This window comes from Novosphingobium sp. KACC 22771 (assembly GCF_028736195.1).
Lineage (GTDB): Bacteria > Pseudomonadota > Alphaproteobacteria > Sphingomonadales > Sphingomonadaceae > Novosphingobium.
Map to the genome: position 1 here is coordinate 2,299,847 of NZ_CP117881.1, position 12,369 is coordinate 2,312,215.

The 12,369-nt window shown below is 62.9% G+C and carries 16 protein-coding genes; 6 read left to right on the forward strand and 10 right to left on the reverse strand.

Annotated features, from left to right (window positions below; translation table 11 throughout):
* Positions 1–13 precede the first annotated feature (13 nt).
* A complete protein-coding gene (locus PQ467_RS10450) occupies positions 14–2,776 on the forward strand; it encodes an ATP-dependent DNA helicase (protein ID WP_274173359.1) in 2,763 nt (920 codons plus the stop codon).
* A 6-nt stretch (positions 2,777–2,782) separates the two neighbouring features.
* The gene (locus PQ467_RS10455) at positions 2,783–3,343 is read left to right on the forward strand and encodes a SixA phosphatase family protein (RefSeq protein ID WP_274173360.1); all 561 of its coding nucleotides are present in this window, start codon (positions 2,783–2,785) and stop codon (positions 3,341–3,343) included.
* A 20-nt stretch (positions 3,344–3,363) separates the two neighbouring features.
* On the opposite strand, the gene PQ467_RS10460 is transcribed toward PQ467_RS10455, so the two are convergent.
* From PQ467_RS10460 to rpmF, 5 genes are all read right to left on the reverse strand, one after another.
* Positions 3,364–3,708, reverse strand: a complete 345-nt coding sequence (locus PQ467_RS10460; protein ID WP_274173361.1) for a MerR family transcriptional regulator — start codon at positions 3,706–3,708, stop codon at positions 3,364–3,366.
* A gap of 49 nt (positions 3,709–3,757) precedes the next feature.
* Positions 3,758–4,042, reverse strand: a complete 285-nt coding sequence (locus PQ467_RS10465) for an integration host factor subunit alpha (RefSeq protein ID WP_168605241.1) — start codon at positions 4,040–4,042, stop codon at positions 3,758–3,760.
* A 133-nt stretch (positions 4,043–4,175) separates the two neighbouring features.
* Positions 4,176–5,147 (reverse strand): beta-ketoacyl-ACP synthase III, encoded by a 972-nt coding sequence (locus PQ467_RS10470; protein ID WP_274173362.1) that lies wholly within the window; start codon positions 5,145–5,147, stop codon positions 4,176–4,178.
* On the reverse strand, positions 5,144–6,214 hold the full coding sequence (gene plsX, locus PQ467_RS10475; protein ID WP_274173363.1) for a phosphate acyltransferase PlsX: 1,071 nt from the start codon (positions 6,212–6,214) through the stop codon (positions 5,144–5,146). Before plsX ends, PQ467_RS10470 begins: the two co-directional genes overlap by 4 nt.
* Positions 6,215–6,257: 43 nt before the next feature.
* Positions 6,258–6,437, reverse strand: a complete 180-nt coding sequence (rpmF, locus tag PQ467_RS10480; protein ID WP_127707171.1) for a 50S ribosomal protein L32 — start codon at positions 6,435–6,437, stop codon at positions 6,258–6,260.
* A 161-nt stretch (positions 6,438–6,598) separates the two neighbouring features.
* Between rpmF and PQ467_RS10485 the strand changes: the two genes are divergently transcribed.
* On the forward strand, positions 6,599–7,012 hold the full coding sequence (locus PQ467_RS10485; RefSeq protein WP_274173364.1) for an MAPEG family protein: 414 nt from the start codon (positions 6,599–6,601) through the stop codon (positions 7,010–7,012).
* Between the two features lie 29 nt (positions 7,013–7,041).
* Here PQ467_RS10485 and PQ467_RS10490 read toward each other — a convergent pair whose 3' ends face one another.
* Complete coding sequence (locus PQ467_RS10490; protein WP_274173365.1) at positions 7,042–7,725, reverse strand: MBL fold metallo-hydrolase; 684 nt, start codon at positions 7,723–7,725, stop codon at positions 7,042–7,044.
* A gap of 94 nt (positions 7,726–7,819) precedes the next feature.
* On the opposite strand from PQ467_RS10490, the gene PQ467_RS10495 reads away from it, so the two are divergent.
* A complete protein-coding gene (locus PQ467_RS10495; RefSeq protein WP_274173366.1) occupies positions 7,820–8,326 on the forward strand; it encodes a thioredoxin family protein in 507 nt (168 codons plus the stop codon).
* Positions 8,327–8,344: 18 nt separating this feature from the next.
* Here the strand turns inward: PQ467_RS10495 and PQ467_RS10500 are convergent, their stop codons facing one another.
* The gene (locus PQ467_RS10500; protein WP_274173367.1) at positions 8,345–8,995 is read right to left on the reverse strand and encodes a S24 family peptidase; all 651 of its coding nucleotides are present in this window, start codon (positions 8,993–8,995) and stop codon (positions 8,345–8,347) included.
* Positions 8,996–9,106: 111 nt separating this feature from the next.
* Here PQ467_RS10500 and PQ467_RS10505 point away from each other — a divergent pair, with 111 nt between their 5' ends.
* Complete coding sequence (locus PQ467_RS10505) at positions 9,107–9,295, forward strand: hypothetical protein (protein WP_274173368.1); 189 nt, start codon at positions 9,107–9,109, stop codon at positions 9,293–9,295.
* Positions 9,285–9,710 (forward strand): hypothetical protein, encoded by a 426-nt coding sequence (locus tag PQ467_RS10510; protein ID WP_274173369.1) that lies wholly within the window; start codon positions 9,285–9,287, stop codon positions 9,708–9,710. Before PQ467_RS10505 ends, PQ467_RS10510 begins: the two co-directional genes overlap by 11 nt.
* A gap of 102 nt (positions 9,711–9,812) precedes the next feature.
* Here PQ467_RS10510 and cysS read toward each other — a convergent pair whose 3' ends face one another.
* From cysS to PQ467_RS10525, 3 genes are all read right to left on the reverse strand, one after another.
* Complete coding sequence (gene cysS / locus PQ467_RS10515) at positions 9,813–11,282, reverse strand: cysteine--tRNA ligase (RefSeq protein ID WP_274173370.1); 1,470 nt, start codon at positions 11,280–11,282, stop codon at positions 9,813–9,815.
* Between the two features lie 77 nt (positions 11,283–11,359).
* The gene (locus PQ467_RS10520) at positions 11,360–11,878 is read right to left on the reverse strand and encodes a DUF2846 domain-containing protein (RefSeq protein ID WP_274173371.1); all 519 of its coding nucleotides are present in this window, start codon (positions 11,876–11,878) and stop codon (positions 11,360–11,362) included.
* Positions 11,879–11,920: 42 nt separating this feature from the next.
* Positions 11,921–12,349, reverse strand: coding sequence for a hypothetical protein (locus tag PQ467_RS10525; protein ID WP_274173372.1), 429 nt, complete (start codon positions 12,347–12,349; stop codon positions 11,921–11,923).
* Between the last annotated feature and the right edge of the window lie 20 nt (positions 12,350–12,369).

Consider the following 12,369-nt stretch of genomic DNA (forward strand, 5'->3'; position numbering starts at 1 on the left):
ATCAGTCGGGGCAATGGATGAAGCCCCCGCCCTCCCCGCGCTCGATCTGCCCGCCCTGCATGCCAATCACAGCGGTTGCTGGCTGCGCATGCGCGGCGCCGCCACAAACGCGGTGGGCAAGGGCGAGGCGATTGTCACCGCCGCCGACACGCCGCTGCTGATCCTCAACGCGCCCTTGGTGGCCAGCCGGTTGGGCTATCCCGATCTGTCGGGGCTGGATCTGCTTGAACTCTATGCCTTTGTGCATCCCGCGCGCTTTGTCGTGCCCACGCCAAAGGGGTTGGCCCATGCGCTGGGTCTGGCCGAGCCTTCGGGCGATGCCGACGTGCCGCTGCTGCTGCAACAGGCCGCCGCCGCATTGCTCGCCCGCTGCGCCGCGCCCGATTGGGCGGAGCGCGAGGGCGCATGGACCGCACTGCAGGGGCTGGCCAAATTGCGCTGGTCATGGGCGCCTGTGCTGGCGACCGCGATAGACAAGCCCGCCCGTGCCGAGCGCTGGCTGTTCTCGCGCCTGCCCGAATGGGAGGAAACCGCCGAGCGCCCCCAGCCCGCGCAGGTCGATCTGCTCCGGGCCGATGTGCTGAGCCAATTGGACCATATCACCGGCCATGGCAGCGAGGCGCGGCAGGGCCAGCAGGATTATGCCGCTCGCGCCGCCCACATCTTTGCCCCCCGCAATGCGCGCGGCGCCCCCCACATGCTGCTGGCCGAGGCGGGGACCGGCACCGGCAAGACGCTGGGCTATCTGGCCCCCGCCTCGCTCTGGGCCCATGCCAGCGGGGGGACGGTTTGGGTCTCGACCTATACCAAGGCGCTGCAACGCCAATTGCGGCGCGAGGCGCGGCGTGTGTGGGGCGATTCCAATCGTGTGGTGGTCCGCAAGGGGCGTGAGAATTACCTGTGCCTGCTCAACCTTGAGGATGCGCTGCAAGGCGGCTTTGGCGGACGGGCGGCGATCCTCGCGCAACTGGTGGCGCGCTGGGCCGCCTATACGCAGGATGGGGACATGATCGGCGGCGATCTGCCGGGCTGGCTGGGGACTTTGTTCCGCCAGCGCGGGATCACATCGCTGACCGACCGGCGCGGCGAATGCGTCTATGCCGGTTGCCCGCATTACCGCAAATGCTTCATCGAACGCTCCGCCCGCGCCAGCGCCGAGGCCGATCTGGTGATCGCCAATCACGCGCTGGTGATGGTGAACGCGGCGCGGGGCAAGGATGTCGCCCTGCGCCCCACCCGCATCGTGTTTGACGAAGGCCACCATGTGTTCGAGGCCGCCGACAGCACCTTTTCCGCCGACCTGACGGGGGCCGAGGCCATCGAATTGCGCCGCTGGGTGATCGGGCCGGAAAAGGGATCGAAGGGCCGCCGCCGGGGTCTTTCCGCACGGTTGGCCGATGTGGCCAGCTATGACGAAGCAGGCGCGCGCGCCATCGCTGCCGCGCGTGAGGCGGCCGAGGCGCTGCCGGGCGATGGCTGGCTGCAACGCGTGGTCGAGGGCGAGCCAAGCGGCGAGATCGAACAATTGCTGGCCGCCGTGCGCGCCACCACCTTTGCCCGCGACGAAAGCGGCGGGCAGGAGGCGGGCTATGGCTTGGAAACCGAGGCAGCCTCTTTGGACGGCCCGTTTATCGAGGCAGCGCTGGCGGCAGGCGAGGCGCTGGCCGCCTTGCGCAAACCCTTGATCCAGTTGGGATTGCGGCTGGAGGCGATCATGGACGAGCCACCGGATTGGCTCGACGGCCAAGGGCGGGCGCGGATCGAAGGGGCGCGCTCCTCGCTGACATGGCGGGTCGATCTGATCGCGGCGTGGGAGGCTTTGCTGGCGCGGCTGTCGGGGCCGGTTGATCCGGGCTTTGTCGATTGGCTGGCGGTGGACCGGGCCGATGGGCGCGAATATGACATGGGCCTGCACCGCCGCTGGGTCGACCCGATGCAGCCCTTTGCCGCCACGGTGCTGAACGGCGCGCATGGGGTGATGATGACCAGTGCGACCCTGCGCGACCGGGCAGGCGATGCGGATTGGGAGCAAAGCTGGGAAGGCGCGGTGGCGCGTTCGGGCGCGCCGCATATCGAGGTCGCGCCCGAAGTGGCCGCCTTCGACAGCCCCTTTGACTATGCCAATCAGGCCGAGGTGCTGATCGTCACCGATATTCCGCGCGGCGATATTCCGGCGCTGGCCGGGGCCTATGGCCAATTGATCGAGGCGAGCGGCGGCGGCGCGCTGGGCCTGTTCACAGCGATCCGGCGGTTGCGCGCGGTCCATGGGCGCATTGCCGACCGCATGGCGCGCAACGGCCTGCCGCTCTATGCCCAGCATGTTGATCCGATTGATACCGGCACGCTGGTCGATATTTTCCGCGATGATCCCCATGCGTCTTTGTTGGGAACGGACGCACTGCGCGATGGCGTGGACGTGCCGGGCGACTCTTTGCGGCTGGTCATCATGGAGCAGGTGCCTTGGCCCAAGCCCTCGATCCTGCACCGCGCGCGCCGTCTGGCTCATCCTCAGGGCGGGCAGGCCCATGATGACCGCATCATCCGCGCGCGTCTGGCACAGGCGTTTGGGCGACTGATCCGGGGGCGCGGCGACCGGGGGCATTTCGTGGTTCTGTCCGCCGCCTTCCCCTCACGCTTGCTGACCGCCTTTCCTGCGGGCACGCCGGTTGTGCGCTGCACGCTTGCAGAGGCTTTACAAAGGCTGCGCGCCCATGCTTCAGGCGATGCTTCCTCTTTATCGCAGACCGAGTCTCGGCCTGCGAACCAGAATGGTTGATGTGCAATGAAAACGCTGGGCCTGTTGCGTCACGCCAAATCCGATTGGGGCGATGCCCGCGCGCGCGATTTCGACCGCCCGCTCAATGCGCGTGGTCGTCTGGGTGCGCCGTTGATGGGCAAGCATATCGACGAATATTGTGCGCAGCGCAGCCTGCGCTGGGACCGCATTTTGGCATCGCCCGCCGTGCGCGCCGCCGAAACCATTGAGCTTGGGGCGCAAGGGGCCGGCTATGGCCATGCGCTGCCAGTGAACTGGGACCGGCGCATTTACCTCGCCTCCTCTGCCTCGCTGCTCGACGTGCTGCGCGATCAGGATGATGCAGTGGAATCGGTGCTGCTGGTCGGGCATAATCCAGGGTTGGAAGATCTGATTTTCGACCTCGTGCCCGATGATGGTTCCTCGCCTCTGCGCGATGTGGTGGAGCAGAAATTCCCCACCGCCGCCTTTGCGGTGATGGAGGTCGATGTCACCAGTTGGCACGATATTGAAGAAGGACAGGCGCGGCTGGTCCACCTGATGCGCCCGCGCGATCTTGATCCGGAGCTGGGGCCTGAAAGGCTTTAGCGTTTTACAATAGCAGCGTTTTACAACAGCGCCGCGGCCAATTGCGCCCGCAGCGCGATCAGATCATCCAGCAAGGAGTGATCATCCACGGTGGGCGCGGGTTCTTCCGCCAATTCCACCTTGTCGCGCGATTGCAGCCATTTCTTGGCCCCGCGCAGGGTAAAACCCTCACGGTGAACCAATCGGTCAATGGTGCTGAGCAATTCGACATCTTCAGGCCGATAAAGGCGCCGCCCCCCGGCGCGCTTTACAGGCCGCAGCATCGGGAATTGCTCTTCCCAATAGCGCAGGACATGCGGTTGGATCGACAGTGCCTTGGAAACTTCACCGATCGTGCGGAATGCGTCAGGCGCCTTGTCCGTCATGCCAGCCACACTCCGCCGATCATCATCCGTCAACCTTCAACCGCGCGCGTCAATTCGCGACGCGGTCTTTCAGCATCTGGCTGGCGCGGAAGGTCAGCACGCGCCGAGGCGTGATGGGAACTTCAACGCCGGTCTTGGGATTACGGCCCACGCGCTCGCTCTTGTCGCGCAGCAGGAATGTGCCAAAGCCGGAAATCTTGACGTTCTCGCCCTCGGCCAGAGAGTCAGAAACGAGGTCGAGGATCGATTCGACCATGTTCAAAGAATCGGCCCGCGACAGGCCCAGTTTGCGGTTGATGGCTTCGGCCAGATCAGCTCTCGTCAAAGTAGACATAGATCGCACTACTACCCCCTCCATTAGCCTCTTGTGGGCGCCCCTCGCCGCACAAGATAGCAAATATCGCGGGTAATACAATGCTATCCCGCGCCGAATTCGACGCTATATAAGCAAAACTGAAAGAAAGGGTTTAGACGCGGATCAGGCTTGCGCCCCACGTAAATCCACCGCCCATCGCCTCCAGCATGATCAGCTGGCCCGGCTGGATCCGCCCATCGCGGATCGCGCAATCCAGCGCCAGCGGCACCGAAGCCGCCGAGGTATTGGCGTGATCCTGCACCGTCACCACGACCTTTTCCGAAGGCATATGCAGCTTCTTGGCGGTCGCCTCCAGAATGCGGGCATTGGCCTGATGTGGCACCAGCCAGTCGATATCTTCCGGCTTAAACCCTGCTTCTTCAAGCACTTCGCCAAGAACAGTGGTCAGATTGACCACCGCATGACGAAATACCTCGCGGCCCTTCATGCGCAGCTTGCCCACATCCCCGGTGGTCGAAACCCCGCCGTCGACAAAGAGCAGCTGGTTATGCGCACCATCGGCGTGCAGCTTGGTAGCCAGAATGCCGGGCGCGTCGGCGTCCTCGCTTTCGCGGGCCTCCAGCACCACGGCGCCCGCGCCGTCGCCAAACAGAACGCAGGTCGTGCGGTCTTCCCAATCAAGGATGCGGCTGAAAGTTTCCGCGCCGATCACCAGCGCGCGGCGCCCCTGACCACAGCGCAGCATCGAATCGGCCACGCCCATCGCATAGAGGAAGCCAGAGCAGACCGCCGCCACGTCAAAGGCGATTCCGCCATTGGCGCCAATCGCATGCTGCACAATCGTGGCCGTCGCCGGAAAGGTCTGATCCGGGGTTGCCGTGGCCAAAATGATGAGGTCAATATCCTTGCCCTCAACGCCTGCGGCTTCCAGCGCCTGACGTGCCGCCGCCGTGGCCAGCGAGGAGGTCGTTTCTCCCTCGGCCGCCAGGTAGCGTTGGCGGATGCCGGTGCGCTCAACGATCCACTCGTCGCTGGTGTCCACCTTTTCGGCCAGTTCCGCATTGGAAACAACCCGCGTGGGCAGTGCGCTGCCCGTACCGATCAGAACCGAACGCCGCGTCATCCCTGGCCAGCCTCAGCCGTAACCTTATGGGGCGCACGCAGCGTTTCGGTGCCGAGCCTTGCCAGGTCAGCCTTGATCCGTTCGGTCAGATTTTCCTCCAACAGCCGCTGGGTCACCCCAACCGCATTCGCCACCCCCAGCGCATTGGCGCTGCCATGGCTTTTGACGACAACCCCGTTGAGGCCGAGAAACACGGCGCCATTATGGTTATTGGGGTCGAGATGATGCTTGAGCAGGTCGGTCGCGGGGCGTGAGATCAGGAAGCCGATCTTCGAACGCAGCGAGGACGAGAAAGAGCGGCGCAGCAGATCACCCACAAAACGGGCGGTGCCTTCAATCGCCTTCAAGGCGATATTGCCGGAAAAGCCGTCGGTAACAACAACGTCAACCTCACCGCGACAGATCTTGTCCGCCTCGGTAAAGCCATCGAACAGCATCGAGAGGTCGCCTGCCCGCTCTTTGAGCAAAGCGGCGGCATCGCGCAATTCCTCGGTGCCCTTGTTGTCTTCGGTGCCGATGTTGAGCAGGCGGACACGCGGCTCGGGCTGGCTGTTCACAATCCGCGCATAGGCCGCGCCCATGATCGCAAATTGCACCAGATTGCGCGCGTCGCATTCTGTGTTGGCGCCCAGATCGAGCATCACAACATCGCTTGGCTGCAGCGTGGGCATGATCGCGGCCAAGGCGGGGCGATCAATGCCGGGTATCGTGCGCAGGGCCAGCTTGGACATGGCCATCAGCGCGCCGGTATTGCCCGCGCTCAGGGCTGCGCCTGCCGAACCATTCTTTACGGCATGGATAGCCATGCCCATAGAGGTGGTCCGCGCGCGGCGCAGAGCCTGACTTGGCTTTTCCTCCCCACTGATGACATCATCAGCGTGGAGGATCTCTACCAGCGGACGCAGGGCCGAGTGGCGATCCAGCGTCTGCTCAATCCTCGATTGGTCGCCCACGAGGAGGAAGCGCACCTGCGGATAACGGTCCGCCGCCAGGGCCGCACCAGCGACCATGACCTGCACACCTTCATCCCCGCCCATCGCGTCGATTGCGATACGCGGAAAATTCATGATGCAACTACCCCTTCACAGGCCCCCAACCGGGGGCCGGACATCAAAGACCGACTGCGATGATCTCACGACCATTGTAATGGCCGCAAGACGGGCAGAGGTTGTGCGGGCGCTTCAGCTCGCCGCAGTTCGAGCACTCGTGGAAAGCTTCGACCTTCAGCGCATCATGGCTGCGACGCATGCCGCGACGGCTGGGGGAAGTTTTTCTCTTAGGGACAGCCATTTCGGCACCTATTCCTGAAATATACGAATTAGACGACAAAAGCCGCCCGATATGCGTTGCCGCACAGGCGGATGCGAAGCGGCGCCTATACCGGATTTCTCGTGCGTTGCAAGTCGCTGATGGCTATGGCCCGCATGAAAGATCGCAAGGGAGATACAAATATGAACCTGCTTGGCCTTACGCCTGTGCTTTTGCCCACAACTCTGTGCCTTTGCGCGGCGGCAGCCGTCATCAATTTCTGGCTTGGGGTGCGGATCGGGCGGCTGCGCATCGCGCGAAAGGTCGAAATGGGCGATGGCAATGACCCGCTGATCTATGCCCGCATGCGCGCCCAATCGAACTTTATCGAGAACACACCCATCACCCTGATTCTCGTCGCCGTGGTCGAACTGGCGGGCAAGGGCCGCTGGTGGCTGCCGGTGGCGGGCGCGGTGTTCATGGGCGGGCGGGTGATGCACGCCTTTGGCATGGACGGGAATTTCAAGCCCGGCCGACCCGTGGGCACGGCCAGCGCCTATCTGGTGCAACTCGGCCTTGCGGTGGTTGCGGTGCTGACGGCGGTTCGCGTGATCTGAACCGCCCCCCGGCCCATAATTAAATGATGTTATCCATAGATGCTGCCCACAAACGGGTTGGTCAGCATCTCATGGCCGAAGGTGCTGCATGGCCCATGGCCGGGGACAAAGGTGATGTCCTTGCCCAAGGGCCACAGCTTCTGCGTAATCGAATCGAGCAATTGCTGATGATTGCCGCGTGGAAAATCGGTGCGCCCGATGCTCCCCTGAAACAGCACATCGCCCACGATCGCCAGACGCGACGGTTCATGGAAAAACACCACATGGCCCGGCGTATGTCCCGGACAGTGGAGCACCTGAAACACCAGTTCGCCCACGCTGACCGTATCCCCATCGACCAGCCAGCGGTCGGGCTCGAAACTTTTGCCCGCAAGGCCCATCCGCATATTGGGAGTGTCCAGCCCCTCAATCCAGAAGCGGTCATCCTCATGCGGCCCTTCGATGGGCAGGCCCAGATCCTGCGCCAGCACGCCCGCCAGCCCGCAGTGGTCCATATGCCCATGCGTCACCAGCAGCTTTTCGAGGATAACGCCGCGCGCGGCCACCTCAGCCTTTAACTTGTCCAGATCGCCGCCCGGATCGATCAGCGCCCCGCGCATGGTTTTCGTACACCACACCAGCGAGCAATTCTGCTGGAATGCGGTGACGGGGATAAGATGGATGCGCAAGGGCGGTTCACTTGCACGCGTGTCAGTAGGTTTGCTTTCAGCCATAAGGGAAATCCTAGGGCCAGTCGGCCGCGAAGGCCAGTAGAGATAGGCACGGCGATCGCTATATATACTCTATTGACCTAGTAAGGATTGACCGATGCGTTTCTTCCTCGCTGCGGCCGCTGCCGCGCTTGTTGCCGCCCCTGCCATGGCCGCCCCCGCGCCGCGCCTCCCCGAAGCCAGCTTTGCCGCCCTGCCCCAGCCGCTGCCGCTGCCCTATGACGAGGCCGCCGATGCGCATAAGGATGTGGCCGCCGCCATCGCCCGCGCAAAAAAGGCGCATAAGCTGGTGCTCGTCGATCTGGGCGGCAACTGGTGCCCCGACTGCCGCATTCTGGCCGGCACGATGGCGCTGCCCAGCCTCAGCCCCTGGGTGAAAAAGCACTATGAAGTGGTGACGGTCGATGTGGGCCGTTACACCAAGAATCTGGATATTGGCGCGGCCTATGGCGTGACGCGGCCCAAGGGTGTGCCCGCGATTTTCGTGGTTGATCCGCGCACCAACAAACTGCTCAACCCCACCACGTCCGTCACGGCTCTGGCGGATGCGCGCTCGATGACGCCGCAGGCGCTGGCCGACTGGCTGGCGCAGTGGACGAAGTGAAGTAACAGGCGGGCGGTTTCAGAGCCGCCCGCCCTTCCACACCACGCGGCCTATAACGGCCACCTCCTCGGGCGCCAGATCCATGGGATCATAGGCCGGGTTTTCGCTTTTCAACCGCACCCGCCCCGGATGCCCCATATCGATCCGCTTGACCATCAAATGGTCGCCCACGCGCACCACATGGATCCCGTCCCGCAGGGCGCGGCGCGAGCGGTCGACCAGAATCTCATCGCCATCGTTGAGCACCGGATGCATCGAATCCCCGGCCACCGCGATGATCGTCAGGTCGGACGGGTTGAGCCCCATGCTGCGCAGCCAGTGCTGCGAAAAACGCAACGCGCCAAAGGGCTGTTCGCCGCCCGCCGCCGCGCCCGGCCCGGCCGAGGCATCGAGCGCGAGGCGCGGCACATCGACCCAATGGCTACGCGCCGGTTTTCCTACGGTCGCAAGAGATTTTTCCTCCGCTCCGCCCAGCACTGATTCGTCCACACCGAAGAATTGGGCCAGCTTTCGGCGATCTCCCTCCTCCAGTTTGCGCGGACTCTTCTTCTTGACAAACTGCTGTAAATAACTGGAATTACGTCCAATAAGTGACGAGAGCGCCGCCAGGCTTACCCCGCGCCCTGCGGCCAGGGCCATCAAAGTGGTTCGCGCATTTTCCTGTTCCATGTCCAAACTATTAGCATAGGAAATTTCCTAGACAAGGGGGCGGAAAAATGAGAACAAATAAGCAACAGATTTGCCGAATCGGACAAATCGCCAAGCCATGAAGGGGGCTTCATGTTGTTGCGAATGATTGAAGAATTCCTGCGCCGCACGGGCATGCCGTGGACCAAGTTCGGGCGCATCGTCGCCCATGATCCGCGCCTCGTCGGCGATATGCGCAATGGACGCAGCCCCCGGCCGGATTTGGCCAACCGCATCGAAATCTACATCAACACCTACTCGGAGATGCCCCATGCGCTTTGATTTTCGCACCAGCAACGACATTGACGCCCAGCGCGTTGCCCTCTTCAGCCCGGCGGCGCGTTTGAACCCCGGCAAGGGCGTCGGCGCCCCGCGCGCTCGTGTCCGGCATCCCTCGGTGCAGTTGCTCGATGCGGTGATGCGCCTTGCGGGCGAACATGGCGAAATGCTCTCGCATGGCGAGCGCCCCTGGGCCAGCGCCACGTTCCACGGTACGCGCCACACGATCACCCTGATTTTCAACGGCAAGGATGGCGCAGCGGCAGCCGATGAATTCATCGCCGCCCTGCCCGAACATGAATTCACCATCCGGGGCCAACTGGTCGCCGATGCAGTGGTGTCCGAGGTCACGCATATGGCCTTGCCAACCGAACGCGTGATGGTGGAGGCCGAATTGCTGATGTTGGCGGACGGCTAAAGCACCTTTACCCAGCGCAATCCTCCGGCGGGCAAGGGGCCGGGCGCCCCTTGCATAGCTTATCGATCAGACGAATATGGCTATGGAAAAGACTGCGGCCCTTCAGCCCAGCTTCCATTCCCAACCCATCGGGTCGCCATCCATTGCCTCAACCCCGCGCGCGGCCAATTCGTCGCGCAAAGCGTCCGAACGGGAAAAATCCTTCTGTGCCCGCGCTTCCTTGCGCTGATCCAGCACCGCTTCGATCTCTCCCTCGGTGATCGTGGCGGATTGGGGGCGCAGCCGCAGATCGGCCCGCTCCAGCCCCAGCAGGCCCAGCCCCAGCACATTATCCATCGCCGTAATCGCGCCCAGCTTTTCCACTGCGGGCACCTTTTTCATCGCGGCCACTTCCTCCAGCAGCGTCAGGGCCACCGAAGTGTTGAGGTCATCGCTGATCGCGGCCTCGAAACGCTCCATCAAAGGCGCAATCTTCTGACCCCAACCGCCGATCGCGGCATAGCCGGCGTCCACGCATTGCGCCTTGACCTGCGCCGTGGCCATCAACAGGCGCTTCAACCGCACCAACGCCGCGCCCAGCCCTTCCCAACTGAATTCCAGTTCGCTGCGATAATGGGCCTGAAGGCACATCAGGCGATAGGCCAGCGGGTGATAGCCCCGGTCGATCAGCAATTGCAGGCGCAAAAACTCACCCGAAGACTTTGACATCTTCCCACTGCGCTCAACCAGGAAATTGTTGTGCATCCAGAATTGCGCGCCCGAATGCGATGCCACATCCAGTGAACCACACCCGCAAATCGCCTGATTCTGGGCGATTTCATTGGGATGGTGGATTTCGCGATGGTCGATCCCGCCGGTATGGATGTCGAACGGGAAACCCAGCACCTCGCCGCTCATCACGCTGCATTCCAGATGCCAGCCCGGCGCGCCGCGTCCCCATGGGGAATCCCATTCCATCTGGCGCTTCTCGCCCTCCGGCGTCTTGCGCCAGATGGCAAAGTCGGCGGCATTGCGCTTGCCGTCGACCTTTTCGATCCGGCCCTCCCCCTCATCGGTATGGGCACGCGCCAACCGGCCATAATCGGCCACGGTCGAGACGTCGAAATAGAGACCGCTCTCCAGCTCATAGCAATGGTCTGGCGCGATCTTCTTGGCAAATTCAATCATCTGCGGCACGTAATCGGTGGCGATGGTCCATTGCGCAGGCTGACGAATGTTCAGTGCGCGCACGTCCGCCCAATAGGCCTGCTTGTAATGCTCGGCGATGTCCCAGATCGACTGCGCCTTGGCGCGCGCCATCTTCTCCATCTTGTCCTCGCCCGCGTCCGCATCATCGGTCAGATGGCCCACATCGGTGATGTTGATGACATGGGTCAGCTTCAACCCTTTGAACGAAAGCGTCCGCCCCAGAATGTCGGCAAAGACATAGGCGCGCATATTGCCGATATGGGGATAATTATAGACCGTCGGCCCGCAGGAATAGACCCTCGCCTCGCCCGGATGGACGGGGGTAAAGGTTTCCATCTGGCGGGTCAGGCTGTTGAACAGCCGAAGAGGCGTTTGCTCGGTCATGGCGCGGGGCGTAAGCGCGGCCCCGCCCAAAGGTCAAGAGGGCGCGGGCGCCCGCAAAGCCGCCCGCGCCATTTTCATCAATGCGCTGCGGCCGGTGCCGCAATCGTCACCCCGGCAAGCGCTGCAATCTCTTCAGGCTTGAGCACGCCTTCGCCATAGGTCTTGGGATCGGACAGCGAGAGTTTCTTGTTGGCCCGGAAATCGGCCTCCTTGGCAGGGAACAGATCAGGCCGTCCGGCCATGATGCCCATCTTGATCCGGCAGCCGACATACTGCACCTCATCCGCCTCCAGTTCGAGCGTCACCGTATCCTTGGCCTCGCTGGATACCGAAAAGCTGTGCTTGCCCGGCTCGGCGGCATAGACGAAATAGCGCCCGACGCCCATCGAACTGATCTTCTTGCTGTTTTCCGACACCGCACAACTGATGCCGCCGCCGATAATCGTCGCGCTGCGATAGAACACAACCATGCCTTTGCCCTTGGGAGCGGGGGGCACCACCATCATCAATTCGGGCGGAGTGTCATAGGCGACGGCGGGAACAGACAGGCCACCGGCAAAGACAGCAGCGCAAATGGCCAGATGTTTGAAACGCATTGAATTCCACTCCCATTGCAAAATGATATCGGACCGCCGCCTTCAAGGCTCGACCGTAAAATCCGCCGCCAGTTTGGCCTCGGCATGAGTACCGGAAGGCACGACCACTTCTTTGCCCGTCATGAACCATCCAATCGCCGCCGCGACCGGCACCGTTGCGACCGAGGCGAACAGGACGCGATTGACGTCCTTGATCGCGCTTTTCCCGCTCTCGGAAATATGCATCGAACGAAGGCCAACCTTGCGACCGTTTACATCGAGCCAGCGCGCGGCAAGGATCAGTTCGCCCGGCCCGCCGCTCATGCTTGACCGCTTGGCATGGACCACCTCTCCCTCTCCTATAACGCCTGCGGCAATGACCGTCTTGCCGTCGATCTGCACGGGATCGACAAGGCGGATAGGGAAATGGGCATCGGGCTTGGAAAGGGCGCTGCCCTGCGTTTCAAGTATCTCGATGCGAACGAGGGTCAAGGCAGGAACAATGCGCGGCG

Excerpts from the sequence above, each read along its gene's own strand:
- PQ467_RS10495 (WP_274173366.1), top strand. The coding sequence starts at position 7,820 with ATGCGTTTCTTCCTCGCTGCGGCCGCTGCCGCGCTTGTTGCCGCCCCT.
- PQ467_RS10455 (WP_274173360.1), top strand. The coding sequence starts at position 2,783 with ATGAAAACGCTGGGCCTGTTGCGTCACGCCAAATCCGATTGGGGCGAT.
- PQ467_RS10470 (WP_274173362.1), bottom strand. The coding sequence starts at position 5,147 with ATGACGCGGCGTTCGGTTCTGATCGGTACGGGCAGCGCACTGCCCACG.
- PQ467_RS10460 (WP_274173361.1), bottom strand. The coding sequence starts at position 3,708 with ATGACGGACAAGGCGCCTGACGCATTCCGCACGATCGGTGAAGTTTCC.
- PQ467_RS10500 (WP_274173367.1), bottom strand. The coding sequence starts at position 8,995 with ATGGAACAGGAAAATGCGCGAACCACTTTGATGGCCCTGGCCGCAGGG.
- PQ467_RS10450 (WP_274173359.1), top strand. The coding sequence starts at position 14 with ATGGATGAAGCCCCCGCCCTCCCCGCGCTCGATCTGCCCGCCCTGCAT.
- PQ467_RS10490 (WP_274173365.1), bottom strand. The coding sequence starts at position 7,725 with ATGGCTGAAAGCAAACCTACTGACACGCGTGCAAGTGAACCGCCCTTG.
- plsX (WP_274173363.1), bottom strand. The coding sequence starts at position 6,214 with ATGAATTTTCCGCGTATCGCAATCGACGCGATGGGCGGGGATGAAGGT.
- rpmF (WP_127707171.1), bottom strand. The coding sequence starts at position 6,437 with ATGGCTGTCCCTAAGAGAAAAACTTCCCCCAGCCGTCGCGGCATGCGT.
- PQ467_RS10485 (WP_274173364.1), top strand. The coding sequence starts at position 6,599 with ATGAACCTGCTTGGCCTTACGCCTGTGCTTTTGCCCACAACTCTGTGC.
- PQ467_RS10520 (WP_274173371.1), bottom strand. The coding sequence starts at position 11,878 with ATGCGTTTCAAACATCTGGCCATTTGCGCTGCTGTCTTTGCCGGTGGC.
- PQ467_RS10465 (WP_168605241.1), bottom strand. The coding sequence starts at position 4,042 with ATGTCTACTTTGACGAGAGCTGATCTGGCCGAAGCCATCAACCGCAAA.
- cysS (WP_274173370.1), bottom strand. The coding sequence starts at position 11,282 with ATGACCGAGCAAACGCCTCTTCGGCTGTTCAACAGCCTGACCCGCCAG.
- PQ467_RS10510 (WP_274173369.1), top strand. The coding sequence starts at position 9,285 with ATGCGCTTTGATTTTCGCACCAGCAACGACATTGACGCCCAGCGCGTT.
- PQ467_RS10505 (WP_274173368.1), top strand. The coding sequence starts at position 9,107 with ATGTTGTTGCGAATGATTGAAGAATTCCTGCGCCGCACGGGCATGCCG.